The sequence below is a fragment of the Lysinibacillus sp. FSL M8-0355 genome (genome assembly GCF_038008985.1).
Lineage (GTDB): Bacteria > Bacillota > Bacilli > Bacillales_A > Planococcaceae > Lysinibacillus > Lysinibacillus fusiformis_D.
The window spans coordinates 2,936,788-2,963,315 of the sequence record NZ_JBBPAI010000001.1 but is presented as its reverse complement, the minus strand read 5'-3'; the positions used below and the strand labels follow the sequence as shown (position 1 = coordinate 2,963,315).

Genomic DNA, 26,528 nt, shown 5'->3' with positions numbered 1-26,528 from the left:
AAACAGGCAGCCTCAACACTTGTTGGGACTGCCTGTTCTATTATTCATGGTTCAATGTTGCAGCAATTTCAGGTTGCTGCTCTACTTGACGTAGCATATTAAAGGAAGCAATTGCTACTTCTACTTGATCGTCCTTTGGTTCACGAGTTGTCAGTAATTGAAGCCATAAGCCAGGGTAGCCAAGGAAACGCAACACTGGGATATTGCGGCAAGCATTTGTCGCTTGTAATACTTCAAATGAAATACCGAGTACAACAGGAATTAATAGAATCCGATCTAAAATACGAAGCCACAGTGGGTCAGTTGGTACAAAGAAATATAAAAACATGCCGACAAACACTGTGAACAGAATGAAGCTACTGCCACAACGATAGTGCAGACGTGATTGAGCTTGAACGTTTTTTACTGTGATGTCTAAGCCAGCCTCATAACAGTTAATGACTTTATGCTCGGCACCATGATACTGAAATACTCGCTTAATCAGAGGGGTTAATGAGATAAAGTATAAGTAGGCTAGCAGTAAAAGGAGTTTAATACCACTCTCTAGTAGAATTTGTCCCGTTTTCCCTTCAATCCATTTTGAGAAAAAATCTGCTATAAAAACAGGAATTAATGTAAAGGCAAATTTTCCGAATAAAAAGGAAAGAATACCTACTACAGCAACTCCAAGTATCATCTGAAGTTTAGAACCTTCTTCTTTATGATCTTCTTCTTCGCCAGGTGTCACATCATAACGATCCCCTGCAAATTGCATGTGACGAGAGCCTAAGCCAGCCGACTCAATGAGCGCTACAACGCCTCGTACAAATGGAATTTTTTTGAGCTTTTGTAAAATAGGCTTTTGAACTTTTTTAAAATGATAATAATCAATGGAATCATCGTTACGACGAATGGCTGTAACAGTATGTTCCTTTCCTCCGAACATCACACCTTCTAATTGTGCTTGTCCCCCGTATACAGGTGAATTGCTCAAGGCTAACACCACTCTCTTTATATATTTCAACTGTACCATTGTACTAAATTTAGTGAAAAACCTCTACAGTTACGCATAGTAAATTTTCTATATGGCTACACTAATCGTACATTTCAGGAAAACATTAGTGTGCAAAAAGGAGGTTAGATGATGAAAGTAGCGACGATTACCGCACTTGTAAATGCGCTTGTTTTAGCGCTGTGCTTAAAGGGTTTACATTATTTCCATCTTATTAAATGGCATCCGATTGGGTTTTATAAAAAGTGGAATTGGTTTGAAGATAGCTCTAAATTATTTCAATGGACCTTCTTTATCTTTCTGCTGTTTATCATCGGCTTATTTTTATATATGACCATGCGCTATGTCTATATCATTCCAGCTTTCTTTTCGTCACTGCTGCTAGGTCTTCTTGTGACTATTACATTGGAGTGGATTGCTTTAGATCTACCATTACAACTGACGTCCTTTAAAAAACTGTCCATTCCATTTATAGTGATTGTTGTCTGTCTATTACGTTTCTTGTTGGAAACGGCCAATTTTCATCAGAAGGAGCATACAGCACAAAAAGGAAGTTAATGGTACAAAATATCCCCTTTGTTTGAGGGGATATTTATGAAACCATCAATTGAAATTAGTTGCTGAATGCACGGTGTATGATAAAATAAATGGCAAGTACATAGAAAGAGGCGAATAGAAGCGTGAAGTTATTATGTTTGAATGGACCGAACTTAAATCGACTTGGCAAACGAGAGCCACATATTTATGGATATGAAACATTGGATGATGTTAGAGAAAATGTTCGAAATCTTGCGGCTTCTTTAGGTGCTACGGTTGAATTTCGTCAATCCAATCACGAAGGGGTACTAGTAGATTGGGTGCATGAAGCAGAGGACGAAAAATATGATGGTATTATCTTTAATCCCGGTGCGTATACCCATACGAGCATCGCGTTACATGATGCGATTGCAGGAATTTCTGTGCCGGTTATCGAAGTACATATTTCCAATATCCACAAACGTGAGGCTTTCCGTCATCATTCTTATCTTGCTCCGGCCTGCCTTGGTCAAATTTGTGGACTAGGTACGAAAGGCTATGAACTGGCACTACGTACATTTATTGAGAGGGAGAATTGATTATGTTGAAATTACAAAAGCTACGTAAAGCACTTCAAGAACAAAGCATCGATGGCATTTTAATCACAAATGGGTATAACCGACGTTATATGACTGGTTTTACAGGGACAGCAGGCGTAGCAATTGTGTCTCAAAATGATGCTGTGTTTATTACAGATTTCCGTTATACAGAGCAGGCTGCTGCACAAATTCAGGACTTCCGCATTGTCAAACATGAAGCAACAATCATTGAAGAAATTGCTACACAAGTAAGCAATATGGGCATCAAATTATTGGGCTTTGAGAAAGATACTGTAAGTTATGGCACATATGAACTGTATAAATCAAACATTCAAGCAGATTTAGTGCCGATTTCTGGGCTAATTGAAAAAATTCGCTTGATTAAGACGGAACAAGAGATTAATATTATTAAGGCTGCGTGTGAAATTGCAGATCACGCATTTACACATATTTTAGGCTTCATCAAGCCTGGTAAAACAGAGCTTGAGGTTTCGAATGAATTAGAATTTTTCATGCGTAAACAAGGAGCAACTCAGTCTTCATTTGACATAATTGTTGCGTCTGGTCTTCGTTCAGCATTACCACATGGCGTTGCAACGAATAAAGTGATTGAAAAAGGCGACTTTGTTACTTTAGACTTTGGTGCGCTATATAATGGCTATATTTCGGATATCACACGTACTGTGGCTGTTGGAGAACCATCTGAAAAATTAGTAGATATGTACAATGCAGTCCTTGCTTCTCAACTGTTAGCACTTGAAAAAGTGGGTCCTGGATTAACAGGTATTCAAGCGGATGCGATTGCACGTGACTACTTAAAAGAAAAAGGATATGGCGACGCATTTGGTCATTCTTTAGGACATGGTATTGGTCTTGAAGTACATGAAGGCCCTGGCTTATCGATGCGTTCAGAGACAGTGCTAGAGCCAGGTATGGCCGTGACGATTGAACCTGGTGTTTACTTACCAGGAATCGGTGGTGTCCGTATCGAGGATGATATTTTAATCACTGAAACGGGTAATGAACTACTAACACATTCGTCAAAAGAACTCATTATTTTATAAACTTTGGAGGAACACAAATGATTTCAGTAAACGATTTCCGTACAGGTCTAACAATTATTGTTGATGGCCAATTATACCGCGTGTTAGATTTCCAACACGTTAAACCAGGTAAAGGTGCTGCGTTCGTGCGTTCTAAATTACGTAACCTACGTAACGGCTCAGTGAATGAAAAAACATTCCGTGCTGGTGAAAAAGTAGAGAAAGCACAAATTGATAACCGTAAAATGCAATACCTATATGCACAAGGCGACGAGCATGTATTCATGGACTTAGAATCTTACGAGCAAACTGAACTTGCTTCAGCTGCTATTGAATATGAATTAAAATTCCTAAAAGAAAATATGGAAGTGCATATTCAATCTTACCAAGGTGAAATGTTAGGTATTGAATTACCAAATACTGTTCAATTAGAAGTTACAGAAACAGAACCAGGGATCAAAGGAGATACAGCTTCAGGCGGTACAAAACCTGCTACACTTGAAACAGGTCTAATCGTACAAGTACCTTTCTTCGTTAACCAAGGTGATGTTTTAATCGTTAACACAGAAGAAGGCTCTTACGTTTCTCGTGCTTAATAATTAATAATAGCCAACCTACTCTTTAAAAAAAGGGTAGGTTTTTATTTTTTTCTTATACATATCCTGCCAAACATTTCATTTAATGTGATAATAGATAGAAGCACGTACTCTTTTTTACTAAGAGTCCATCAAGATTCTATCATCAGATAGATGGTCATTGCTGGGAGAATTGTTTACAATAATCGTAAGGAGTGAAAGGTATGCTACAAACATTTGATATGACATATCCCATTATTCAAGCACCAATGGCAGGCGTGACATCCCCGAAATTTGTGGCGGCTTGCGCTGAGGCTGGGCTATTAGGCTCAATAGGAGCGGGCTACTTAGATGGTGCACAAACAAAGCAATTTATTCAGGAAGTAAAGAAGTTAACAGCAAAGCCCTTTGCGGTCAATCTGTTTGTTCAAGAAGAACCAAAAATTGATATCGAGGTTTTACAACAAGCCCGTATGGCACTACAACCTTTTTACGATGAACTAGGATTATCACCTGTACAAAGTGTTGTTTCGAAGGAAGTGTTTGCAGGTCAAATTCAGGCGGTGATCGAGGAACAGGTAGCGATTTGTTCATTTACATTTGGGTTGCCCTCTCCAGAGGTTCTGCAGCAATTAAAAGACAATGGTATTTATACGGTTGGTACCGCTACGACAGTAGAGGAAGCTATACTAGTAGAACAAGCAGGAATGGATGCAGTTGTACTACAAGGAGGAGAGGCTGGCGGTCATCGAGGCTCCTTTTCGGCCCCACTGCAATTAATACCGTTATATGATTTACTACAACAAGTAGCTGGACAAATTGCGATTCCTATTATCGCAGCAGGTGGACTTGTGACGAAAGAGGATATTCAAAGGGCATTAAAGGGCGGGGCACAGGCTGTTCAAATTGGTACAGCGTTACTAGTGGCAGATGAATGCGAAATTTCGCCACTTTATAAAAATGCTGTGTTAGCTTCGAAAGAACAGCAAACAACGATTACGCTCGCCTTTACGGGTAAACCAGCAAGAGGCTTAATGAATGATTTTACAAAACGTATGAAAGATGCGATAGTAGCTCCTTATCCATTACAAAACTATTTAACGACTACCATTCGTAAAGAAAGTGCCGAGCAAGGTAATGCGGAATATTTATCGATGTGGATGGGCGAAAAGAGTTATCTCGTACAGCAAACTGGCACTGTCAGAAGCATTGTAGAAAAGCTTCTATAAATTTTATCAATAAAGATCTCTATACATATGTATAGAGGTCTTTTTTTTGGTAGAGCGACATATATTGCTGTACACGAGGGGGCGTAGGAATGGAATTACAAGACGTATTAAGAGTTGCTGGAGTGGGACTAGTCGTTGCGCTTCTTCATGTTTTCTTTGATCAAACAGGGAAGAAGGAGTTTTCATTTTTTCTCTTTTTCATTGCCTACTTATATATGACAGCAGAATTACTTCGATTTTTACGTCTATTTTTTAATGAGATTTTAACATTCTTCCAATGGCTTACATCTTCCGGGTAATGTAAATGGAAATTGTGATTGTTGCTGTTGTCATGCTGCTTTTATTATTGCTGATAAAAGAAGTTATACAGCCACTCCATGCGCTAATAAGTGTGATGTTTTCGTTCTTGCTTTTTGGCATGTTGTTCTCGACACTTTTAATGCCTTTCGTCAAACAGCTGTTAGAAACACTTGCCTTTTTACCTTATGCGAAAGCTATTTTAATCAGTGCAAGTATGTTCTATGTCGGGCAGTGGATGTCTTTACTGCTGGCAGAACATAATTATAAGGTGCTCGGGAACATCGTTTTTGCTGCAGTAAAAATCGTGATTTTGTTGTATTGGTTCAAAGAATTTTTGGCTGTTTTACAGGAGGTGTCGGCCATTTTAAAAAGGCTAAACTAAGGAGCGAAGCCATTGCAGGAGCAAATACTATCGTTTTTAATCGACCCATTCTTTCTCTTGCTAAAGATGACGCTCATGCTTTGCAGCTACGTCATCATTGTTTTGATTGTGAACATGGTATTACCAGAATTTGAAAAAGGGACAAGGATACTCTTTTTTCTGATTGTTTTAGCAACGATTGGTCCAGTTGTAGTTAAGTCTTTTACATTAATTGATGAAATTGCACAAGGACTAGCCCATCTATTTACAGCATTTTATCCCATTTTAACTTCAAGCTTTCTTCTATCAAGTAGTATTACAGCGATTGCTTCCTGGCAGCCTTTTTTACTGTTTTTTGTACAAGTCCTGACCATTATTAGTAGTAAGTGGCTTATTCCAGGTGTGCTTTTAGCCATTGTCTTTGATGTGTGCAGTGTCATAGTCAAGGAAATTTCTTTTACACGAATCGCTGAGTTGATTCGTTTTACGATTATGAGTATCGTTTCTGCCTCCGTTATTTGCTATATTCTGTTGATGACTGCAGGCGGTGTGGCAGCATTTAGTGTCAATGCTGCTGTAGCGGAACCCGTCAAAAAATTAATTGAGGAAAATATTCCAGTTGTTGGGTCTTTTATTGTAGACAGCTTTTCAATGTTTCAGCATATGACACAATTTACATCTTCACTTACTAGTATTAGTGCCTTTATCGCCGTCATTACAGTGTCCTTTATCCCAACCGTACAGCTCGTTGTCAGTGCTTATTCATTAAAATTGTTGGCGGCTATTTTAGAACCAATCGCCTTTGATGATATTTGTAGACTACTAGAACAAATTAGTAAATCGCTATTTACATTATGTGCTGTATCATTTCTCATTGCTTTTTCATTTATGTTTTCTTGTTTTTTCCTCATTGTATTCGTACAAGTGATGGCAGGGGGGAGATAGATTGATTCTTTTATTGGCATTGCTCTTTGTATGTCAGATATTTGTGTTTCTAACGGATGATAAGGAAATAATTTCACTAACAAAATTGGTCATCACGTTAGTATTTTTGCAATTGCTATTAAAGATTCCATTTATCAATTCATAGGAAGAAACAAGCGTACATACACTTGAAAAAGAGAAGATGAAGGGAGGCAATGTACAAGTGATGTGGAAAAGACACGAAAAAAAACAACGTCATTGATGGTTTTAATTTTGATAGCTGCCTCCATGGGAATATTCATCATTTTACCTATGTATCAGACGAATTCAACAAGCGATAAAGGTTCACCACTCACCAATGAAGAAAAACTTGAACAAACTTTGAAGTCAATGCAAGGTGTTGGGGAGGTTAAAGTCTATTTTTATTATGGAGAGATGACAAATGACCAAGAGGCCAATAAACTATTCAGCCAATATTTTCGAGGGACTGAGCAAAGCGCGAAAAACGTAACAGGAATGCTAGTTGTTTCAGAAGGTGCATCCGATATCTTTGTGAAAAATGAAATTCGTGCAGTCGTCAGTCAAGTGATGCAGTTACCGATTCATCGAATCATAATCGTTCCGATGGAAAATAAGGAGGAAAAGTAAATGCGCGTACGTAGAAGAACAGTTTGGTTTATGACATTATTAAGTTTAGTAGCAGTCATTTCAGTGTATTATTTGGTTGATCCAGCAAAACAGTTCAATGGTCTAACTATTTTTACAGATGATACACTACAACAGACAGCTGTCACAGGCGTTACTGATAAAGAAGCGACAAATGATATCACACAAGAAGTATCTTCACCGAGTCACTTATTTGAAGAAATGCGTATGCAGGTAAGTGATGAGAGAAGTCAGCTACGTGAACAGTTAACGCAAAAAATTGCTGCAGAGGAATCCTCTGCTGAAGAAAAAAATGAGGCATTTAATGAAATGGATGGTCTGATTAAACGTGAATCAGCCGAAGCAATGCTTGAAATGCTTGTTAAATCATTAGGTTATTCAGATGCGTTTGTTCGCGCTGAAGGGGAAAAAGTTTCTGTTACAGTGATGGCTGAAGAATTGTCAAAAGCACAAGCAAACGAAATTATTTACTTGGTGAAAACAGAGATGGAAGGCGCAAATGATGTGCAAGTAAAGTTTAGTGCAAATAATTATTAAAAAATATAGAAAAAAATAAATATTTAGTTAATTTGAAAATAGTTGTTATATATCAGCGTTATGAAAAGGCTTTCGTTTAGTAAAGGAAAGCCTTTTATTTTGTTCATATTTACTTAATTTTCATTTAACTATTTCAAATTGATACGAAAAAATATAGAATAGTTATTGTAGTAGATTTTATTTCATAAGGAGAGTTAGAAATGTTCAAAATTCAAGAAATTCGTGAAATTATTAAATTAGTAGATTCTTCTTCAATTGACGAGTTTGTGTACGAAGTAGATGGCGCAAAAGTAAAACTAAAAAAGAATAATGTTATTGTTACAGAAACTGTAGCACCTAAAAAAGAAGTAGTAGCCCCTGTTGTACAACAATCTGCACCAGCAGAAGCTCCAGCAGTAACACCTGCACCAGCTAAAGTGGAAGAAGCTCCAGCTGCAGCTACATCAGCAACTAACGACCCTTCGCTACATAAAATTGTATCTCCGATGGTCGGTACTTTCTATCAAGCACCAAACCCAGATTCACCAGTTTACGTAAAACCAGGTGATAAAGTAGGAAATGAAACAATCGTATGTATCGTAGAAGCAATGAAATTATTCAACGAAATCGAAGCAGAAGTGCAAGGGGAAATCGTTGAAGTTCTTGTGAAAGATGGCGACTTAGTAGAATATGGCCAACCACTATTCCTTGTAAAAGCTGAGTAAGGAGTGCAAAACAAATGAAAAAAGTTTTAATTGCAAACCGCGGCGAAATCGCTGTGCGTATTATTCGTGCTTGTAAAGAGTTAGGCATTCAATCGGTTGCTGTCTACTCTGAAGCAGATGCGGACGCATTACATGTGAAATTAGCAGATGAAGCTTATTGCATCGGACCAAAGCTATCAAAAGATTCTTATCTTAGCTTCCCAGCGCTGCTTAGTGTAGCTGAAAAAACAGGTGCAGATGGTATCCATCCAGGATATGGCTTCGTATCGGAAAATGCTGATTTTGCTGAAGCTTGTGAAAACGCTGGCATTAAATTTATCGGTCCATCCTCTGATTCAATTAAAATTATGGGTATCAAGGACGTTGCACGTACAACAATGGAAGCAGCAGGCGTTCCACTTGTTCCTGGTACTGGTATTGTGCCAGATATCGAAACAGGTAAAGAATGGGCTGCTCAAATTGGTTATCCTGTCATCATTAAAGCAACTGCTGGTGGTGGTGGTAAAGGAATCCGTGTAGCTCGTACAGAAGAAGACCTTGTGAAAGGTATTGATATTACGCAAAAAGAGGCAGCTGCTGCATTCGGCAACCCTGGCGTATATTTAGAGAAATTCATCGAGTATTTCCGTCACTGTGAAATCCAAGTTTTAGCAGATGGCTATGGCAATGTAGTGCATTTAGGCGAACGTGACTGTACAGTTCAACGTCGTATGCAGAAACTAGTCGAGGAAGCTCCATCTCCAGCACTATCTTCTGCGCGTCGTGCTGAAATGGGTGCTGCGGCAGTAAAAGCGGCACAAGCATGTAACTACGAAGGTGCCGGTACAATCGAATTCATTTATGATTATCAAGAAGACAAGTTCTACTTCATGGAAATGAATACTCGTATTCAAGTGGAGCACCCAGTTACAGAAATGATTTCTGGTGTAGATCTTGTACAACAACAATTAAAAATCGCATCTGGTGAGAAGCTTCCATTCACACAAGATGATATTCAATTAAATGGTTGGGCTATTGAATGCCGTATTAACGCAGAAAATGCCTATAAAAACTTCATGCCATCAGCAGGAACGGTAGATACGTATGTAACGCCAGGCGGCTATGGTGTACGTATTGATTCTGCTGTCTATGCAGGCTATACAATCCCACCATATTATGATTCAATGGTAGCAAAACTCATTGTTCATGCGGATACACGTGAAGAAGCGATTGCGAAAATGAACCGCGCGCTAAGTGAATTCGAAGTATCTGGTCCTGGGATCAATACAACCATCCCATTCCACCAAGCACTAATGAACAATGACGTCTTCAAATCAGCACAATTCAATACGAAGTTCCTTGAAGAGAATGATGTTTTAGGGACAAGCAAGTAATTGATTTGTGGATTTAGGGAATAGAATGCTTTCCAAATATCGCAATAAAATTACCTTCTAACATTCAATTGTTAGGAGGTTTTTTATTTGGCTAGAAAAGGTCAGCGTACAGGAATTTTTGATTTAGAAGATGTGACAGAAGCTATACAGCTACCAAGTTTTGAGGGTACGTTTAAAGAGGAAGACACGATACTGATTACTCCACCAAAGCTAATGATTGATGTAGCTGAATTACATGATGGTAAGAAAGGTGTAGAAATTAATAGCGCTTTTTTAATTGTTAAAGAGCAAATGCGTCTGTCGGGCGTTCGTAAAGCGACGATCAGTGAATATATTTATACTTTTAAACGTTTAGTAGATGCAATGAAAATTGAATATGTAGATGACATTAAATTGGAGTCTATATTTGGTTGGCTTGCGAGCTTAGGGATATTTCAGATGTATCGAAACAAAGCCGTCTACGTGTCATTAAAGCTGTTTTAAATCGGCTTTACGATAACGGATGTATAGAGAGAAACTTTTGGAAAGACGTTCGTATACGTGTTGATACCAAGATTAAACTTCCTGCTGACGAGAAGCAATTGTCAATTTTATTGTCATTACTTGATATGACGAATTTCATTCAGTTTCGTGATGCGGTAGCTATACTGACTATATACAAGACGGGCATTCGAATGAATACGTTAATACAGCTAGAAGAGAAACATATTAACTTTAAGACTAACTCATCGCTACTGACAGGTGACATTATGAAGAACCAGGATGTGATGTATTGAAATTGCCTTTCGATGAGGAATTAGCACTGTATTTGAAACGTTTGATAACTCAAAATAATATTATTCGTAAACATTATAAGAAACGAAATGAAGTTGTGTTTTTAAGTAAGTTTGGTGATTCTCTAGATGTTGAATCAAACCCATGTGCAATTACTAAGAGGCTTTCTTACTATGCTAAGAAATACAAGTTAAACAATATCAGTGCTCATGCTATTAGAAGGTTGTATGCAATTAACTTAAGGAAGAAGGGGGCGGATGTTGTTTTAATTAGTAAGGCGCTTTCTCATAAATCATTATCAACCACAACGAGGTACTTAGGGATAAGCTCTGATGATGTATTGAAGGGGCTGAGGGATTACTTGTAGACTTACTACGGGTTATCCATGTAATCGAATCAAATTTAGGGGAGTACCTTTTCGCAATTCATTTAATAGTTAGTAATTATTTGTATGAGTGTAAAGGACTATTTGTAGTATAAAAGTAGATGATGATAAGTTCTAAAGAACTATAAAAATGTTTGAGTATTGTAATTTGTGTGATATAATTACTTTAATAACATTCTTATTTGATAAATGAATAAAAATATCAACTAAGAGGAGAATGACAAATAAACCCTAATATAAGTGCAGGTTTTAACTTGCACTTATATTTTATTAATGGATAGTTTTGTCACATTTCTAAAACACAATATATTAATAAATTAATTGTATTTTTGAAATGTGACAAAGTGATTTAGTGAAGATATTTTCGCTTTCGAAGAGCAAGAGTGGAGTAACGGACTTGTTCGCTGCTTCATGATGCTTCTAGAAACCGATTGATGAATTACAATAGTGTTGCATTTGCAGTGACGAAGTGAAGCGTAGGCACTAAGTCAAGGCAATACTGTTTAATTCGTCAATCGGAATAAACAATGAAAGGATAGTGGCAACTGGAGTTTGCAAAAGAATTATTATGATATTAAAGAAGAAGCAATTAAGCTGTCAATAGAACTAGGGGAAAGTGGTTCTGAGTTTGATAGTGCTTCTTGGAAAAATCGTGGGTGTCTAAAGCCTGATAACACGCTGAAGTCATTAATAAGTAAGTTAGAGCGTTACTTTGAAGAAGTGAAATCTAACGGGCATAGGGGGAAAAAACGCAGATATACATTAATTGGGCTTAGGGATACACCATTACCAAAAATAGATAATCGTAATGGACGCAAAATGGAAGAGGAAGCTATTTTATTGCCTTACGTGATTAAGCAATTGAATGAATTAGCTTCAAGTGGAAAGTATGAGACTACCTATAAAGAGTTAGCAAAACAAAAATTCTTTTTAACAGAAAATAGTCAACAGAAACTTGTTTTCGTAAATGAGCTTTTTTCCACACTAAAAGATACAATTATTCCAAAGGAGAAGGTAAGGGGAATTGCTAACAAACTTTGGGAATCGTATTAATTAAATCTTGTCAGCACTCTTAAAAATCTTTTGGATTCTTTGAAAAAACAAAAGTATATCTCAATAACTTCAATATACAAAGCTAGATATGTTTCCGTAGGTAAAGAGAAAGATTATGCTTACTATACTTTAAGTCCCTTGGAAATAAAGGAGTTAAAAAGTCTAGAGGAGCAGGTAGTACAATCCTATGGAATGGAGTATAAAGCTTATCAAAAGTATTTTGTCTTATATCATGTACCTGATTAAATCTTAGCAGTTAGAGAAGAAGTTTCTGAAGCTGTTAAGGAAAATTTAGGAATTGAGCGGTATTATAAAGCAATTGAGATTGAAATTCTTGGTGATTTCATTTCATGTGAGTCTCAAAGCGATAGTGTGATAGCAAGAGCATGTTTAGAGCGTTTCTCAAGGCTGTTAATCGATAAAGTGAAGAAACCGACTTATGAAAATGGACTTTCTTATGATAAAAAATTTCATTATCTAGCTCATTTGGTCTTTATGAAGGTAATGAATCCAACTATTGAGTATGATGAACTTTTAAACGATGAATGGAGTAAAGTTAATTCAAAGGTATCAGAGCTTAAGGAATATTATAAGGATTATCCTGATGAATACACACTTTTAGTAGCCGAGCATGAGGCTACTAAAAGTGCTAACCTAACAGATGAAGAATACGAAGCAATGGTTCGAAGAGCTTTTATTAGTGAGCTAATTCCTTCAGGTTTTGGTAACCATGGACAGGTAGAGTTTAATCAAGAACAGTTGGCACATCATTAATTGGTGTACTTTTTCTGTTGCCAACTTCTCAGAACTGCTCTTAGACGATTCGAGAAACAGCTAGATAGATACTTGGTTACATAGATTGCTTTAAGGTCGTTCGTCTTCTAGTAGCTAAATGATTTCGCATAGTTTTATACCGAAATATTCTGATGAACTTAGGTTATCGATATTAAAGATGGAACTATTTTGATATTTTAATACTTATATGGCAATAAGTGTAGTAAAATAGTCTTGTAGTCCATAGTATTAGTTTTGGGGGAATTAAATTGCGGAAAAACAAAGTAAATGTTGTGAAAGTAAGTAATCAATACAAAAAGCTTATAATGTTAACATTATGCCTATTAACTCTTGTTGGTTGTACTAATGAAGAAACTAAAAAAAAGTTAGAAGAAAATGAAGAATTAATTGAAACTAAGCAAACAGAAGAAATTTCAGTCGAAGACCAAAAGCGTCAAGAAAAAGCTGAAACAGTAGAAAAAAGCATTGTTAAGCTTATCGAAGAAGAAAATTACTTAGATGCAATTACTCATTATAAAAATACGTTTATTCAAACTGCTGATAGTGAAATCAAACCAACAGAAAAAACAATTGAACTATATAATCTTGCTGTTCAAAAATATTTTGAAAAAGCCGAAACGTTCGATTATTACGATTACATCCTTTTATCTTTAGATATGGAAAAGTTAAATGAAAATGTTACATCACTTATATATCAAAAGTTCTCAACAGATATAGAAGAAATTGAAGCATTTATACAAAAAGGGAAAGATGAAACTCGTGAAAGAATTGCAAACTATAAAGCTGAACGTGCTGAGCGAGAAGCAAAAGAACAAGCTAAGAGAATTGAAGAAAGCAAAAATCGAGTATACATAGGAATGACAAAAGAGCAGGTACTTGCTACAAATTGGGGTGAACCCGATGATATTAACAGAACAATTACTTCATATGGAACATCGGAACAATGGGTGTATTCAGCTTACGGGAAATATTTATATTTTGAAGATGGAATATTGGTGACAATACAAGATTGAGGTTTGGGAATTAGCATAGTATTAAAATGATTTGAAGGTAGAGCAAACAGCTCTATCTTTTTTATTTTTCCTGTTAGAAGTCCATAGTCACGCTACAAGATACTTTGATGAAGCAATGACATATTGGGGTTGACAGTTTCAATGGGACTTCATGAGAGCCATACTAGAGGTGGATAGGAGCAAAGGAAAACATTCCGCACGCACTTCGAAGCATGTCATGACGACATAGAATGAGCGTACATTGATTGAACAGATTTGATATATGATTTCTTATCAGCAAACCTAATTAATGGTTTGCTTGTTGATTGCGAGTGGTAAAAATAGTAACTTTGTATTATATGAGAAAAATATATTTTGAATTAATTTGATGTTAAAGGGGATTTGAAATGTCAAAGAAATGCAATAAATGCGGAGAAACAAAAGCCCTTGTAAGAATGGTCAAGTAAACAAAAGCAACTTATTCTACTATATGTAAGGATTGTTTAAACACTTCAAGACGAAAAAACCCTTACCATTGAAACCTAGAGATGGTTACAAGTATTGCGCTAAATGTAATAAAGAAAAAGTTTTAGAAGAATTTAATGTACGTTTCATTAACCATCATCGTACATTAATAAAGAAAGAGATTTTAGAGGGAAAAAAATCCTATGTATGGCAGGCGAAGATTTGGAGAAGAAAACCCGAACTACAAGCCATATAAAACGGAGGAAGAAAGAGAGAAAGGAAGATTAATAGAGGGATACGGAATTTGGAGAAAGTATGTTTATAGTCGTGACAATTACACATGCCAATGTTGTTTTGATAATAAGGGTGGAAATCCAGTTGCGCATCATTTAGACGGTTATCATTGGTATAATGAGGGAAGAACAAATGTAGCAAATGGGGTAACGTTGTGTAATGGTTGTCACACTAAATTTCATTCTCTTTATGGGAACTTTAAAATAAGGTCCATAAACTTGTGCTTTTTCCCAATCAAAAGTAGTCAATTGATTTAGTGAAACGATTTTTGAGCCACCATTAGCTTGCTCCATTATATTTTTTGCGAGCAAGGTATCTTCAGTAGCTCTATTTCCTAATAATAAAATAAGCATTGTAAAAATAATGACAGCCGCCCCAATACCCAACAACCATTTTCGTAACATCCTACACCTCTATTCTGAAACTATTTCTATATTATAGAAATGATACTATATAATAGAAGTTGGTGATAGTACAAAACTTTTGGATGAATGGGAGTTAATCAATAGATGCCTGTATACAATAAGCTTGTGAGAGATAAGATTTTAGACATTATTCAAGCGAAGGGTTTATCTTATCATGCGCGAGCCCTAGAATCTAATGAGCTATTGAATGCAATAAAAGCTAAGATGATAGAAGAAGCATCAGAATTTCATGACGCAAAAGATAGACAAGCAAATATGGAGGAGCTAGCGGATATACTTGAGCTTATTCATGCAGCCATAAGAGTGTTAGGTGTAAGCTATGAAGAGCTAGATGCGACTCGTGAGTATAAGAAAATAATACGTGGTGGATTTGAAAATGGGGTTTACCTAATAGATGTCGAGGATCAATAATTCCAATTCAACGATTCTATCGATAAATTAAAACGGCTTTCGACAGCCAAACCTTCCTTTTTATAGTATAATGAACGTAAGTACAGCACTTGTTTGTGATGTGTAAGGGAAAGGATGATATTTGTATGGCAGAGAAAGTAGGACAATCTTTCGTACAACCAACACCTTCTGGAAAAGAAGAGCTTGGAAAAATTGAGGTAGCAGCAGAGGTGATCGAAGTTGTAGCTGGGATTGCTGTCAATGAAGTTGAAGGCATTGCTGCAACTCGTGGAAATATTGCGACGGGTGTCGCTGAACGTTTCGGTAAAAAAGTACACAATAAAGGCATTAAATCAGGTGTAACGGAAACTGGCGAAATTGCTATTGATGTATTTTGCTCTGTGAAATATGGATATGCCATTCCTAAGGTAGCGAAGGAAGTTCAAACCCAAATACGACAAGCTATTTTGAATATGACAGCACTAGAAACAGCAGAAGTGAATGTGCATATTACAGGAATTTATTTCGAAAAAGAAGAAACTGTAGTACATGAATAAAAAGAAGGATTGCCCAACGATGATTTGTTCATCGCAAGGGCAATCCTTTTTTAGGAGGATTCTCTAGGATTCATTTGTATAGATGTGTATCGTTCATTTTTATAATTCAATATGCTTTGGCTTTCTCCAGAATAATGCAAGAATGACGCCAAGCACTAAGACGATTGTGGCAAAATAGTATGGATAGTTCAGATTCACATCGAACAATATACCACCTAAGATAGGGCCGAAAATATTACCAAGACTTGTAAACATAGAGTTCATTCCACCAACAAATCCTTGTTCATTTCCGGCGATTTTTGATAAATAGGAAGTAACTGCAGGACGAATTAAATCGAAGCCTACGAAAATAAAGAATGTAACAAATAAGATGGCAAAATAATGATTCACTATCGTCATGGCGAATGTTAAAACTGCTGAAAGGATTAGTGAGTAACGAATAACATTAATTTCGCCCATTTTCTTTGTCAGCCAATCAAATAGTATTAATTGAGCCAAGGCACCTACAATACCACTTCCTGTAATGATAATGGCGATATCAGATGGTGTGAACGCAAATTTGTGATCGACGAATAAGCTAAATAGCGATTCGAATGCAGCGAGGCCAAATGACAGAACGAAAATAAGAATGAATGGAATGAAGTAGAGCGGGCTAAAAACTCGCTTGACACTACCAACAATAGATGGTGCCGATTCTTCATTGTCTGTAGCACGTGTCGGTTCTTTTAAAAACATAAATGACAGGATAGCCGCGAACAGACCAAGTACTCCAGCTGCATAAAATGGTACACGTGTACCATATTCAGCTAAAAAACCACCGATGCCAGGACCGATTATAAACCCTGTGCTGATGGCTGCACTCATATAACCAAGTGCTTTTGGACGCTGTGCCAATGTTGTAATATCGGCAATATAGGCAGTTACGGCTGGCATAATGAAAGCTGCACTCACGCCACCTAGCATACGGGAGACAAAGAGTATTTCAACTGAACGACCAAAGCCGAATAAAAACTCTGAAAGTCCAAAAATAAAAAGACCTGCAACAATCATAATTTTGCGGCCAATATTATCGACAAGCTTACCAGCAATTGGTGATGCGATTAATTGTGTGATAGCAAAGGCTGCCACCATATAACCAACGACAGAGCCCGAAATATGAAGCTCATTCATAATCGTTGGTAAAACAGGGATGACTAAACCAATCCCTAAAAAGGCAATGAAAAGATTAGACAGTAAAATGGCTAAAGTTATATTTTGTTTCTTGCTCATAAAGTACTCCTTCTATTTGTTCACGATACATTTGTATTAAATCTACTAGATTATTTCCATGTAATACGATAAACCCTATAGTAACTATAGGGTCAAAAGATTTGTTTTCATTTTTAAAAGTTTTTATTAGTTTGGAAGTTTTCATGAGGAGTTATACGAATCCGTAGCTACTTTTTCGCAGAAATCATTGTTTCTTGTTTTTGCCTAATCTTTAATTCTACAATAAATTTCTTTTCTTTCTCCATCGTTAGAGTTGCTGGCATATATAGCTCATACACTTGTGATTCAAAAATTTCTTGCTGTGCCAACACATAATTTCTCAATTTTTCATAGAACGAAAAATAAGTATTGGGGTCATAAATAAAGGCAATGCATACATACTTACCAGCAGGGATGATGGTTTGCTGTACATTGGGTGAAAGCTTCGAAAATGTGCGCTCCGTTAAAAGAGGAGTGAAGACAGCATCATAAATAATATCATTGACATCTTTATAGGGCACAAGAGGATATGTACAACCATATCGACTATTTAAGACACTGCCTTCCTTTTCGATGATTTTAGTTAATGTTGCATAATATGTACTCGTGCTCGATGTTGGTGTTAATTCAGTTGTTGTCACTTGCAGAACGGGCATAGCTTCTTCTATCTGCATATAGACCTCACCAAAAATCGGGATATCAATTTGCTCCTGTAATTGTTTTTTCGTTTTCAGTAACGTATTTTTGGCTTCGTTTAAACGTGAAATCTTTTCGTTTATGCGTAGCTCTTGCTGTGCTAAAAAAGCAAGCAATTCTTCGGAAGTTAATGTCAGTGCTTTTTTTATATCTTCGAGCGTAACGCCGATATATTTAAGCGATTTGATAATGTCTAAATAGAAAAGCTGATTGCCTTTATAATAACGGTAATGGGTGTAGGGATCAGTATAAGCAGGCTTAAATAAATCAATTTGATCATAGTAACGTAGCGTCTGAATCGATAAATTTGAAAGTTTGGCAACCTCACCAATGGTATAATAATGTTCCTTCATAAAATGGCCTCCACTAGTAATAGCTAAAGAAGTTTCGAATGGCATCAAATCGAATTTTATGCTTGCAATCCTCGCAGTAAAATAGGCGAGATTTTCGTTCCTTCATTTGTTTATATTGCTCCTCACCTTCCATCAATTTAAATGGTTTTTTACAGCTCGTGCATACAGCCTCATATTGCATTGTCAACACCTCTGAAGATTCTTTTTATTTTCTTCTTTAGTATACCATTATGGAAATGAAACCTTCATTTTTGAATAACCATATTTGATTAGAAGAGAGCTCCAATTGAATGAAAGGCTAAATGAAGCAAAAAGTTCCTTGGAAAAGGTTTCAGATTATTGAAAACTTGCTTGAAATCGTGTTTCTCGGGCGATTTTATGCTATTATAAACCTTAATGCCACTTAAGAAGGAGAGCTTTACATGAAACGACATGAAGCACGCGAAAAAGCGTTGCAAGTTTTGTTTCAGCTAGACAACACGGATCTAACAGTTGAAGAAGCAATGGGCCATATTAAAGGTCAACCTACCAATGCCTTCTATGAAAAGATTGTGAATGGAACAGCTGAACATTTGGAGGAAATCGATGCTACATTAGAACAGCATCTTGAAAAGTGGTCACTTGCCCGTCTACCCAAAATTGAAAGAACGGTATTACGCCTAGCTGTATACGAACTGTTATACATGCCTGAAACACCAAAAAGAGTAGTACTAAACGAAGCAATCGAGTTATGTAAAACATTTGGCGAAGATAGTTCATCTAAATTCGTCAATGGTGTACTTTCTAAATTTACAGAACAAGAATAATGTGTTGAATTGGAAGGAGTAACGAAGGTTTATGTCAAGTGCAATTATTAATGGTAAAGAGATTGGTCAAGAAATTCGTAATGCTGTGGCGGAGCGTGTCATTCGTTTAAAAGAACGAGGGTTAACACCTGGTTTAGCGGTTGTATTAGTTGGAGACAACCAAGCTTCAGCTACATATGTGAGAAATAAACAAAAATCTTGTGAAGCAATTGGTATGTTCTCAGAACTCATTAAATTACCAGAAGAAACAACGCAAGAGGAATTATTAGCACAAATTCAACGTTTAAATCAACGTGAGGATATTCACGGTATTTTAGTACAATTACCACTCCCAAAACATATTGATGAGGATACAGTCATTGCAACGATAGCTGTCGAGAAAGATGTCGACGGTTTCTCACCTGTCAGTGTTGGGAAAATGATGCTTGGCCAAGAAACATTTTTACCTTGTACACCGTTTGGCGTGATGAAGCTTCTTGAGTATTCAGGAATTGAAATCGCTGGAAAACATGCAGTCATCGTAGGACGTAGTCATATCGTTGGTAAACCAATGGGACAACTATTATTGCAAAAGGATGCAACGGTGACCTATACGCATTCTAAAACGCCAGATTTGCCTTCATTTACAAAACAAGCAGATATTTTAATTGCCGCTGTTGGACGTGCGAACTTTATTACGAAAGAGCATGTGAAAGAAGGGGCTGTTGTCATTGATGTAGGGATTAATCGCGATGACAACAATAAATTATGCGGTGACGTAAACTTTGTAGAAGTGGATGGAATTGCGTCTCATATTACGCCTGTACCAGGCGGCGTAGGCCCAATGACCATCACTATGTTACTATTCAACGCTGTGCAAGCAGCTGAAAATAAGCTTGCACAATAAATAACCTTACGAAAAAAGGCATCTCAACATTGTTTTGAGATGCCTTTTTTATGTGACGTAAATTCAGAACTTTTATGCTGTTTTTGACGTCTAATGTAACGTTTGGGACATACATACTTAGAAGGAGGTTTTTATGGAAAATATCGATATTGTGTTAATTGTCAAACATATCATCATTGGTCTTGTCCAAGGTTTCACAGAACCCATTCCTGTATCGTCGAGTGGACATGTGATGATCGCCAGTGAAATACTTGGACTTGGGGAGCAAGGTTTTACGTTTGCCATTTTAACAAATACAGCTTCGCTACTTGCTATTATGTATATTTATCGTGAGGATATTGTTCGGCTTATTACCCACTTTTTTCTTTATATGAAGACACGTGAAAAGCGGTATCATGCAGATTTTCGCTTTGCTTTGTATATCGTGATTGGTTCGATTCCTGCTGGCGTTTTAGGGATGTTATTAAGTGATGTCATAGCTGATAACGTCAGTATGACAACGATTGCGCTCATGTTATTTGTCACAGGGGCCGCATTATGGTTAATACGTAATATGCGTGGCAAGAAAAAAGATGCAGATTTACGTGCAAAAGATGCCATTATTGTTGGATTAGGGCAAGCGGTTGCTTTAACGCCAGGTATTAGCCGTTCAGGAGCAACAATTATTTCAGCAATAGCCGTAGGGATGAAGCAGGATACTGCCTTACGTTTCTCCTTTATGCTTTATATTCCTGTAAGTTTGGGTGGGGTTGTCCTAGGGATTACAGATTTTTTAGACGAACCGAATAAAGGTACATTAGCGTTGCCCTATGCAGCTACTTTCCTAGCAACACTCATTATGACTTATTTTGCGATGCGTTGGTTTATGGGCATTATGAAAAGTGGTAAACTTAGCTATTTTACGTACTATTGCTTTATTGTAGGGACCCTTTTATTACTATTCTATTAAAATATAAAGTCTCATAACGACTCATGTTATGGGACTTTGTTTTGTAATGTATTACAATATACGGTTTCTAATAGTGAGAACGTGTAGGAATGTGTTATAGTTATTTTTCGATAGAGGAAACATCGTCGTTTTTTCTAGCGAAACTGCATTTTAGTCACGTCAACGACCGTAAAAAATGTTATGATAGGTGTAGTTTTGTGAAAAACTTGATTTTAGTAAAGGAGCCGAAAACATGTCCTCTGCTTCTTATTTAACTGTAAAAGCGTTAACAAAATATATTAAACGAAAATTTGATGCCGATCCACATTTACGCGAAGTATATGTAAAGGGTGAATTATCGAATGTTAAAATTCATCAATCAGGTCATATTTACTTTACATTAAAGGACGATGGTGCCCGAATAGCGGCTACCATGTTTAAAACAGCGGCCGCGAAGTTAGCATTTGAGCCAAAGGAAGGTATGCAAGTATTTATTCGCGGTGATGTAAACGTTTACGAAGGCTATGGAACCTATCAGCTCTATGTGCAGGAAATGCAACCTGATGGCATTGGAAGCTTATTTGTAGCCTTTAATCAATTAAAAGAGCAATTGCAAAAAGAAGGGCTTTTTAAACCGGAGTGGAAGCAGCCTATTCCAAAGTTTCCTGAAAAAATTGGTGTGTTAACATCGACAACCGGTGCTGCCATTCGAGATATTTGTACGACGTTAAAGAGACGATACCCACTGGCTGAGATTTTAATTTATCCAACACTTGTTCAAGGAGCACAAGCAGCCCCGAATATTGTGCAAAATATTCAACGTGCTAATCAGGAGGCAAGCTGTGACGTGTTGATAGTCGGACGAGGGGGAGGCTCAATCGAGGATCTTTGGGCATTTAACGAAGAAATAGTCGCACGGGCTATTTTCGACAGTCGAATCCCTATTATTAGCGCAGTTGGTCACGAAACAGATACGACAATTGCTGATTATGTTGCTGATTTACGTGCACCTACACCAACAGCAGCCGCCGAAATGGCTGTACCAGATCAGGCGGAATTATTTCAACGTGTGCTTTCGCAAAAATCACAACTTCATCAGATGGTTAGGTCGCAACTTATGGCTGAACGTCAACGTCTAAATAAACTCCAACAGTCTTATCCATTGTCCATGCCCGAAAGACTTTATCGACCTTTTACGGAAAGATTAGCACAGCTTGAGTCCGGATTGCAGACAGCGATGCAAGTGGATTTGATGAAGAAAGGCGCCCAGCTTCAACAATTACATAGTACGGTGGAGCAACATTCACCAAAAAAAGCACTAGCCTTCCATCAACGGGAGCTTGAAGCACGCATCCAACAATTATCTCGTGCTACGACGTATTATGTGGCGAAGCAGCAACAACAATTCGAGGCAACTGTTAGAACATTAGAAGCTTTAAATCCACTATCCATTCTAACTAGAGGCTTTACAGTAGCATATAAAGATCAGCAAATGATTAAATCATCCACTGAGGTGCAAAAGCAGGATCAGCTTACGCTCACTTTCCATGATGGAAAGGTAGTGGCTGAAGTGACGAATATCTTGCCAAAGAATGAGGGGGAATCGTTGTGACAGAAAAACAACAAACATTTGCAGAAGCCATGACGGCATTAGAAGAAATCGTTCGCCAGCTAGAGCAAGGCGATGTGCCATTGGAAAATGCGATTGATTTATACAAGCAAGGAATGGAGCTATCAAAGTTTTGCCATAGTAAGCTGCAACATGCAGAAGAGCAGCTTGTATCGATTGTCCAAGAAACTGGTGAAACAACAGCATTTGATCCACTAAAGGGAGAGAATTAGGAAATGAATGAGCCATTAAAGTACTTTATCGAAAGCAATATACCACAAATTGAAGAAACCATGTATGCACTTGTTGAAAAAATTGATGCACCAGCGGATTTAAAGGAATCCATGCTTTATTCATTAAAGGCAGGCGGTAAACGTATTCGTCCACTTTTTGTCTTAGCTGTGCTTGAGCTTTACCGTAAAAATCTACAGGACGGTTTGATTATCGGTTCTGTAATTGAAATCATTCACACATATTCATTAATCCATGATGATTTACCGAGCATGGATAATGATGATTTCAGAAGAGGCAAGCCAACAAATCATAAGGTGTTTGGAGAAGCACTGGCTACATTAGCTGGAGATGCTCTAAATACATTGGCATTTGGCATTTTAGCACGTATGGAAGTGTCTGCTGAAAAACGCATTGAACTTGTCCAATTGCTTAGCGTAGCAGCAGGCGCAGAAGGCATGGTTGGTGGTCAAGTACTTGATATGGAAGGGGAGCAACGTCAGTTGAATTTAGCTGAACTGGAACAGGTCCATGTCAATAAAACAGGTGCTTTATTGCGCTTTAGTATTGAAGCGGGAGCTGTATTAGCAGATGTATCAGCGCAGGACCGTGCTACTTTGAAGGAATATGCGCATCATATCGGTCTTGCTTTCCAAATTCAAGACGATATTTTAGATATTGAAGGAACGACAGAAGAACTAGGAAAAACAGCTGGGAAAGATGTAGCTAGTGATAAAAGCACCTACCCAGCACTATTAACGTTAGAGGGAGCAAAAGAAAAGCTTGCTGAGCATTATCAACATGCCATTAATGCACTTGATCAATTACCAATAGATGTCAGCTTGTTACGTGACTTTGCTGCGTATATTGTTCATCGTAAAAACTAAGAGAAAATTAAGGCGTTGAAGGAAAAGAATATGCTAGAATAGGTGGGAACGTTTGCAATATGCAAACAATGGAGTGTTCGTACTTTTAGCATATTGATAACACTGTTATAATGGTGGAAACACAATTGCGGTGAATATTTTATTGAAAAGGTGTGTGAGAAAGGTGGATTTAAATAAAATAACTAGTCCATCCTTTTTAAAAAACTTAAATAGGAAGGAGCTTGAGCAACTTGCTCAAGAAATTCGTACCTTCTTAATCGAAAAATGTTCTGTCACAGGCGGGCATATCGGGCCGAATTTAGGCGTAGTTGAACTAACGATAATGCTGCATAAAATGTTTGACAGTCCAAAAGATAAGTTTTTGTGGGATGTTGGCCACCAAGCTTACGTGCATAAAATTTTAACAGGTCGTGCGAGTCAATTTGACACCCTGCGTCAGTTCAAAGGGCTTTGTGGATTTCCAAAGCGCGTGGAGAGTGAACATGATGAATGGGAAACAGGTCATAGCTCGACTTCCTTATCAGCAGCCATGGGTATGGCAGCAGCACGTGATATTAAAAAAGAACAAAGCTATGTTATCCCGATCATTGGTGATGGCGCTTTAACTGGTGGTATGGCACTGGAGGCTTTAAATCATATTGGGCATGCGAAAACGAATATGATTGTCATACTAAATGATAATGAAATGTCGATTGCACCAAATGTTGGTGCTTTACACAGTGTTTTAGGTCGTTTGCGTACAGCCAAGGAGTACTCCAAAGCGAAAGAAGAGCTAGAATCACTCATTAATAAAATTCCTGTATTAGGTGGTAAGCTTGCTTCTACAGCTGAACGTTTGAAGGACAGCTTAAAATATTTAGTGGTATCTGGAGTGTTTTTTGAGGAGCTAGGTTTTAAATATCTTGGTCCGATTGATGGACATGATTTCGAGGCTCTTGAAACGACTTTATCTTATGCGAAAAAAGTGAAAGGCCCAGTCCTTCTTCATGTGATTACGAAAAAAGGGAAAGGCTATAAACCTGCTGAGGACGATACTATTGGCAATTGGCATGGGACAGGTCCTTATAAAATTGAAAACGGTGCCTTTGTCAAGTCTGAGGCCAAGGGGCCAGCTTGGAGTAGTTTAGTTGCTGAGACGGTACGTAAAATTGCTCATGAGGATAAGCGTGTGGTGACCATTACACCCGCTATGCCTGTTGGCTCCAAGCTACAAGGCATTCAAAAAGACTTCCCAAATCGTTTCTTTGATGTAGGAATTGCTGAACAACATGCAGCAACAATGGCAGCAGGTCTAGCCACACAGAAGATGAAGCCATTTCTAGCAATTTATTCTACATTCCTGCAACGTGCCTATGACCAAGTATTGCATGATATTGCTCGCCCAAATTTAAATGTCTTTATCGGTATTGATCGTGCTGGCTTAGTGGGAGCAGATGGAGAAACACATCAAGGTGTATTTGATATTGCGTTCCTTCGTCATATTCCAAACATGACGATTATGATGCCAAAGGATGAAAATGAAGGGCAGCATATGGTGAAAACAGCGATTGATTATGATGGTGGTCCTATTGCTCTTCGTTACCCACGAGGAAACGGTATAGGTGTGCCACTAGATGATGAGCTTGTCGCATTACCGATTGGTAGTTGGGAAGTATTGCGTGAGGGGAAAGATGCATCGATTTTGACATTTGGAACAACGATTCCAATGGCAATGGCAGCGGCTGACATGTTAGCACAGCAAGGGATCGACATTGAAGTAGTCAATGCTCGCTTTATCAAACCGATGGATGAAAATATGCTGCACCGTATATTAGCCGATCATAAACCGATTTTAACGATTGAAGAAGCAGTTCTACAAGGTGGGTTCGGTAGTGGTGTATTAGAATTTGCTCACGACCATGGTTATTTAAATGCGCTCATTGATCGTATGGGAATTCCAGATCAATATATCGAGCATGGTAACGTCGATCAGCTTCTTGCAGAAATTCATATGACTGCAGAGGATACGGTTGCACGTATGCATGTATTACTTCAACAAAAACAGCAAGTAGGTTTGAATAAATAATGACAAAACAACCAAAAGAACGAGTAGATATTTTACTTGTAGAGCGTGGATTATGTGAAACACGAGAAAAAGCAAAACGTTCCATTATGGCAGGACTTGTTTTTTCGAATGAAATACGTATTGATAAGGCAGGCGAGAAAATTGCCGTCGATGCACCGCTACAAGTAAAGGGCTCTGATTTAAAATATGTAAGTCGTGGTGGTCTGAAGCTAGAAAAGGCCCTGCAAATTTTTGATATGTCTGTAGAAGGGAAGCTAATGCTTGACATTGGCTCCTCTACAGGCGGCTTTACAGATTGTGCCTTACAACATGGCGCAAGACATTGCTATGCACTGGATGTTGGCTCGAACCAATTGGCTTGGAAAATTCGCTCGGATGAACGTGTCACGGTCATGGAAAAAACGAATTTTCGCTATACCACGGCAGCTGATTTATCAGAAGGCTTACCTGCTTTTGCCACAATTGATGTTAGCTTTATCTCGTTGTCACTGATTTTACCAGTCTTAAAAACATTATTGCTGCCAGGTGGTGATGTTATGGCATTGGTGAAACCTCAGTTTGAAGCGGGGAAAGATAAGGTTGGTAAAAAAGGGATTGTTCGTGATAAAAAAGTACATTTAGAAGTATTAGAAAAGACGGCCGCTATGGCGACAACGCTTGGCTTTGTCGTGAAGGATGCCTCTTTCTCTCCAATCACAGGTGGAGAAGGAAATATTGAATTTTTATTCCATTTAGTGAATCCTATTGGAGAAGAAGTCATCCCTGCATATACAGCTTTTAATGCACTCGTTGAAGAAGCGCATAATTCTTTAAAATAACACGTGCTCGCTTATTGAGCCGTGTTTTTTCTTGTGCTTTTTTGTTGAAAATG

Annotated in this window: 31 protein-coding genes; 27 read left to right on the top strand and 4 right to left on the bottom strand. The window is 37.7% G+C overall.

Annotation, left to right across the window (positions count from 1 at the left end):
- Positions 1–40: 40 nt before the first annotated feature.
- Positions 41–1,012, bottom strand: coding sequence for a DUF1385 domain-containing protein (locus MKY46_RS14390; protein ID WP_051891552.1), 972 nt, complete (start codon positions 1,010–1,012; stop codon positions 41–43).
- A 111-nt stretch (positions 1,013–1,123) separates the two neighbouring features.
- On the opposite strand from MKY46_RS14390, the gene MKY46_RS14385 reads away from it, so the two are divergent.
- The 17 genes from MKY46_RS14385 to MKY46_RS14305 all read left to right on the top strand — a co-directional run bounded on the left by MKY46_RS14385 (position 1,124) and on the right by MKY46_RS14305 (position 13,838).
- Positions 1,124–1,549 (top strand): hypothetical protein, encoded by a 426-nt coding sequence (locus tag MKY46_RS14385; protein WP_036116806.1) that lies wholly within the window; start codon positions 1,124–1,126, stop codon positions 1,547–1,549.
- 122 nt (positions 1,550–1,671) lie between these two features.
- A complete protein-coding gene (gene aroQ, locus MKY46_RS14380) occupies positions 1,672–2,106 on the top strand; it encodes a type II 3-dehydroquinate dehydratase (RefSeq protein ID WP_036116808.1) in 435 nt (144 codons plus the stop codon).
- Between the two features lie 2 nt (positions 2,107–2,108).
- A complete protein-coding gene (locus MKY46_RS14375; RefSeq protein ID WP_036116810.1) occupies positions 2,109–3,170 on the top strand; it encodes a M24 family metallopeptidase in 1,062 nt (353 codons plus the stop codon).
- A 17-nt stretch (positions 3,171–3,187) separates the two neighbouring features.
- Complete coding sequence (gene efp, locus MKY46_RS14370; RefSeq protein WP_036116812.1) at positions 3,188–3,745, top strand: elongation factor P; 558 nt, start codon at positions 3,188–3,190, stop codon at positions 3,743–3,745.
- Between the two features lie 203 nt (positions 3,746–3,948).
- Positions 3,949–4,953, top strand: coding sequence for an NAD(P)H-dependent flavin oxidoreductase (locus MKY46_RS14365; protein ID WP_036116814.1), 1,005 nt, complete (start codon positions 3,949–3,951; stop codon positions 4,951–4,953).
- 89 nt (positions 4,954–5,042) lie between these two features.
- Positions 5,043–5,252, top strand: coding sequence for a hypothetical protein (locus MKY46_RS14360; RefSeq protein WP_012295089.1), 210 nt, complete (start codon positions 5,043–5,045; stop codon positions 5,250–5,252).
- A 5-nt stretch (positions 5,253–5,257) separates the two neighbouring features.
- On the top strand, positions 5,258–5,635 hold the full coding sequence (locus MKY46_RS14355) for a hypothetical protein (RefSeq protein ID WP_036116820.1): 378 nt from the start codon (positions 5,258–5,260) through the stop codon (positions 5,633–5,635).
- A 12-nt stretch (positions 5,636–5,647) separates the two neighbouring features.
- Positions 5,648–6,559, top strand: a complete 912-nt coding sequence (locus MKY46_RS14350) for a stage III sporulation protein AE (RefSeq protein WP_036116822.1) — start codon at positions 5,648–5,650, stop codon at positions 6,557–6,559.
- Between the two features lie 267 nt (positions 6,560–6,826).
- On the top strand, positions 6,827–7,186 hold the full coding sequence (locus MKY46_RS14345) for a hypothetical protein (protein WP_244504886.1): 360 nt from the start codon (positions 6,827–6,829) through the stop codon (positions 7,184–7,186).
- Complete coding sequence (locus tag MKY46_RS14340; RefSeq protein WP_036116826.1) at positions 7,187–7,741, top strand: SpoIIIAH-like family protein; 555 nt, start codon at positions 7,187–7,189, stop codon at positions 7,739–7,741. It begins immediately after the preceding gene.
- Positions 7,742–7,941: 200 nt separating this feature from the next.
- The gene (gene accB / locus MKY46_RS14335) at positions 7,942–8,445 is read left to right on the top strand and encodes an acetyl-CoA carboxylase biotin carboxyl carrier protein (protein WP_036116828.1); all 504 of its coding nucleotides are present in this window, start codon (positions 7,942–7,944) and stop codon (positions 8,443–8,445) included.
- 14 nt (positions 8,446–8,459) lie between these two features.
- On the top strand, positions 8,460–9,818 hold the full coding sequence (gene accC, locus MKY46_RS14330) for an acetyl-CoA carboxylase biotin carboxylase subunit (RefSeq protein WP_340834594.1): 1,359 nt from the start codon (positions 8,460–8,462) through the stop codon (positions 9,816–9,818).
- A gap of 87 nt (positions 9,819–9,905) precedes the next feature.
- The gene (locus MKY46_RS14325) at positions 9,906–10,301 is read left to right on the top strand and encodes a hypothetical protein (RefSeq protein WP_051891659.1); all 396 of its coding nucleotides are present in this window, start codon (positions 9,906–9,908) and stop codon (positions 10,299–10,301) included.
- A 289-nt stretch (positions 10,302–10,590) separates the two neighbouring features.
- Positions 10,591–10,959: a site-specific integrase gene (locus tag MKY46_RS14320; protein ID WP_051891660.1), complete on the top strand. Its 369-nt coding sequence runs from the start codon at positions 10,591–10,593 to the stop codon at positions 10,957–10,959.
- Positions 10,960–11,529: 570 nt separating this feature from the next.
- Complete coding sequence (locus MKY46_RS14315; protein WP_036122740.1) at positions 11,530–12,030, top strand: hypothetical protein; 501 nt, start codon at positions 11,530–11,532, stop codon at positions 12,028–12,030.
- Between the two features lie 372 nt (positions 12,031–12,402).
- Positions 12,403–12,804 carry a hypothetical protein gene (locus MKY46_RS14310; protein WP_036122743.1) on the top strand — a complete coding sequence of 134 codons (402 nt, stop codon included), beginning with the start codon at positions 12,403–12,405 and terminating at the stop codon, positions 12,802–12,804.
- Between the two features lie 269 nt (positions 12,805–13,073).
- On the top strand, positions 13,074–13,838 hold the full coding sequence (locus MKY46_RS14305; RefSeq protein WP_036122747.1) for a hypothetical protein: 765 nt from the start codon (positions 13,074–13,076) through the stop codon (positions 13,836–13,838).
- Positions 13,839–14,671: 833 nt separating this feature from the next.
- Here MKY46_RS14305 and MKY46_RS14300 read toward each other — a convergent pair.
- Positions 14,672–14,980 (bottom strand): hypothetical protein, encoded by a 309-nt coding sequence (locus tag MKY46_RS14300; protein WP_230593833.1) that lies wholly within the window; start codon positions 14,978–14,980, stop codon positions 14,672–14,674.
- A gap of 105 nt (positions 14,981–15,085) precedes the next feature.
- On the opposite strand from MKY46_RS14300, the gene MKY46_RS14295 reads away from it, so the two are divergent.
- Entirely contained in the window at positions 15,086–15,412 is a 327-nt protein-coding gene (locus MKY46_RS14295) for a nucleoside triphosphate pyrophosphohydrolase (protein WP_036122750.1), read from the top strand.
- A 125-nt stretch (positions 15,413–15,537) separates the two neighbouring features.
- Positions 15,538–15,948, top strand: a complete 411-nt coding sequence (locus MKY46_RS14290) for an Asp23/Gls24 family envelope stress response protein (protein ID WP_330493209.1) — start codon at positions 15,538–15,540, stop codon at positions 15,946–15,948.
- Between the two features lie 99 nt (positions 15,949–16,047).
- Here MKY46_RS14290 and MKY46_RS14285 read toward each other — a convergent pair whose 3' ends face one another.
- Together MKY46_RS14285 and MKY46_RS14280 are read right to left on the bottom strand one after the other, a co-directional pair.
- Positions 16,048–17,217, bottom strand: coding sequence for an MFS transporter (locus tag MKY46_RS14285; RefSeq protein WP_058844027.1), 1,170 nt, complete (start codon positions 17,215–17,217; stop codon positions 16,048–16,050).
- Positions 17,218–17,384: 167 nt separating this feature from the next.
- Positions 17,385–18,245 (bottom strand): MerR family transcriptional regulator, encoded by an 861-nt coding sequence (locus MKY46_RS14280; protein ID WP_340834589.1) that lies wholly within the window; start codon positions 18,243–18,245, stop codon positions 17,385–17,387.
- Positions 18,246–18,667: 422 nt separating this feature from the next.
- Between MKY46_RS14280 and nusB the strand changes: the two genes are divergently transcribed.
- From nusB to MKY46_RS14240, 8 genes are all read left to right on the top strand, one after another.
- Positions 18,668–19,051, top strand: a complete 384-nt coding sequence (gene nusB, locus MKY46_RS14275) for a transcription antitermination factor NusB (protein ID WP_036122758.1) — start codon at positions 18,668–18,670, stop codon at positions 19,049–19,051.
- A gap of 31 nt (positions 19,052–19,082) precedes the next feature.
- Complete coding sequence (gene folD / locus MKY46_RS14270; RefSeq protein WP_340834586.1) at positions 19,083–19,937, top strand: bifunctional methylenetetrahydrofolate dehydrogenase/methenyltetrahydrofolate cyclohydrolase FolD; 855 nt, start codon at positions 19,083–19,085, stop codon at positions 19,935–19,937.
- A 133-nt stretch (positions 19,938–20,070) separates the two neighbouring features.
- Positions 20,071–20,886 (top strand): undecaprenyl-diphosphate phosphatase, encoded by an 816-nt coding sequence (locus tag MKY46_RS14265; RefSeq protein WP_330493210.1) that lies wholly within the window; start codon positions 20,071–20,073, stop codon positions 20,884–20,886.
- 232 nt (positions 20,887–21,118) lie between these two features.
- On the top strand, positions 21,119–22,477 hold the full coding sequence (xseA, locus tag MKY46_RS14260) for an exodeoxyribonuclease VII large subunit (protein WP_058844031.1): 1,359 nt from the start codon (positions 21,119–21,121) through the stop codon (positions 22,475–22,477).
- Entirely contained in the window at positions 22,474–22,707 is a 234-nt protein-coding gene (gene xseB / locus MKY46_RS14255; protein WP_008179899.1) for an exodeoxyribonuclease VII small subunit, read from the top strand. The genes xseA and xseB overlap by 4 nt, the downstream gene beginning before the upstream one ends.
- Before the next feature lie 3 nt (positions 22,708–22,710).
- The gene (locus MKY46_RS14250; protein WP_036122780.1) at positions 22,711–23,592 is read left to right on the top strand and encodes a polyprenyl synthetase family protein; all 882 of its coding nucleotides are present in this window, start codon (positions 22,711–22,713) and stop codon (positions 23,590–23,592) included.
- Positions 23,593–23,755: 163 nt separating this feature from the next.
- Positions 23,756–25,657 carry a 1-deoxy-D-xylulose-5-phosphate synthase gene (dxs, locus tag MKY46_RS14245; RefSeq protein ID WP_036122781.1) on the top strand — a complete coding sequence of 634 codons (1,902 nt, stop codon included), beginning with the start codon at positions 23,756–23,758 and terminating at the stop codon, positions 25,655–25,657.
- Positions 25,657–26,475 carry a TlyA family rRNA (cytidine-2'-O)-methyltransferase gene (locus tag MKY46_RS14240; RefSeq protein WP_141903606.1) on the top strand — a complete coding sequence of 273 codons (819 nt, stop codon included), beginning with the start codon at positions 25,657–25,659 and terminating at the stop codon, positions 26,473–26,475. The genes dxs and MKY46_RS14240 overlap by 1 nt, the downstream gene beginning before the upstream one ends.
- Positions 26,476–26,528: the final 53 nt, after the last annotated feature.

Excerpts from the sequence above, each read along its gene's own strand:
- MKY46_RS14390 (WP_051891552.1), bottom strand. The coding sequence starts at position 1,012 with ATGGTACAGTTGAAATATATAAAGAGAGTGGTGTTAGCCTTGAGCAAT.
- MKY46_RS14385 (WP_036116806.1), top strand. The coding sequence starts at position 1,124 with ATGAAAGTAGCGACGATTACCGCACTTGTAAATGCGCTTGTTTTAGCG.
- MKY46_RS14375 (WP_036116810.1), top strand. The coding sequence starts at position 2,109 with ATGTTGAAATTACAAAAGCTACGTAAAGCACTTCAAGAACAAAGCATC.
- efp (WP_036116812.1), top strand. The coding sequence starts at position 3,188 with ATGATTTCAGTAAACGATTTCCGTACAGGTCTAACAATTATTGTTGAT.
- MKY46_RS14365 (WP_036116814.1), top strand. The coding sequence starts at position 3,949 with ATGCTACAAACATTTGATATGACATATCCCATTATTCAAGCACCAATG.
- MKY46_RS14360 (WP_012295089.1), top strand. The coding sequence starts at position 5,043 with ATGGAATTACAAGACGTATTAAGAGTTGCTGGAGTGGGACTAGTCGTT.
- MKY46_RS14355 (WP_036116820.1), top strand. The coding sequence starts at position 5,258 with ATGGAAATTGTGATTGTTGCTGTTGTCATGCTGCTTTTATTATTGCTG.
- MKY46_RS14345 (WP_244504886.1), top strand. The coding sequence starts at position 6,827 with ATGGGAATATTCATCATTTTACCTATGTATCAGACGAATTCAACAAGC.
- MKY46_RS14340 (WP_036116826.1), top strand. The coding sequence starts at position 7,187 with ATGCGCGTACGTAGAAGAACAGTTTGGTTTATGACATTATTAAGTTTA.
- accB (WP_036116828.1), top strand. The coding sequence starts at position 7,942 with ATGTTCAAAATTCAAGAAATTCGTGAAATTATTAAATTAGTAGATTCT.
- accC (WP_340834594.1), top strand. The coding sequence starts at position 8,460 with ATGAAAAAAGTTTTAATTGCAAACCGCGGCGAAATCGCTGTGCGTATT.
- MKY46_RS14300 (WP_230593833.1), bottom strand. The coding sequence starts at position 14,980 with ATGTTACGAAAATGGTTGTTGGGTATTGGGGCGGCTGTCATTATTTTT.
- MKY46_RS14295 (WP_036122750.1), top strand. The coding sequence starts at position 15,086 with ATGCCTGTATACAATAAGCTTGTGAGAGATAAGATTTTAGACATTATT.
- MKY46_RS14290 (WP_330493209.1), top strand. The coding sequence starts at position 15,538 with ATGGCAGAGAAAGTAGGACAATCTTTCGTACAACCAACACCTTCTGGA.
- MKY46_RS14285 (WP_058844027.1), bottom strand. The coding sequence starts at position 17,217 with ATGAGCAAGAAACAAAATATAACTTTAGCCATTTTACTGTCTAATCTT.
- MKY46_RS14280 (WP_340834589.1), bottom strand. The coding sequence starts at position 18,245 with ATGAAGGAACATTATTATACCATTGGTGAGGTTGCCAAACTTTCAAAT.
- nusB (WP_036122758.1), top strand. The coding sequence starts at position 18,668 with ATGAAACGACATGAAGCACGCGAAAAAGCGTTGCAAGTTTTGTTTCAG.
- folD (WP_340834586.1), top strand. The coding sequence starts at position 19,083 with ATGTCAAGTGCAATTATTAATGGTAAAGAGATTGGTCAAGAAATTCGT.
- MKY46_RS14265 (WP_330493210.1), top strand. The coding sequence starts at position 20,071 with ATGGAAAATATCGATATTGTGTTAATTGTCAAACATATCATCATTGGT.
- xseA (WP_058844031.1), top strand. The coding sequence starts at position 21,119 with ATGTCCTCTGCTTCTTATTTAACTGTAAAAGCGTTAACAAAATATATT.
- MKY46_RS14250 (WP_036122780.1), top strand. The coding sequence starts at position 22,711 with ATGAATGAGCCATTAAAGTACTTTATCGAAAGCAATATACCACAAATT.
- MKY46_RS14240 (WP_141903606.1), top strand. The coding sequence starts at position 25,657 with ATGACAAAACAACCAAAAGAACGAGTAGATATTTTACTTGTAGAGCGT.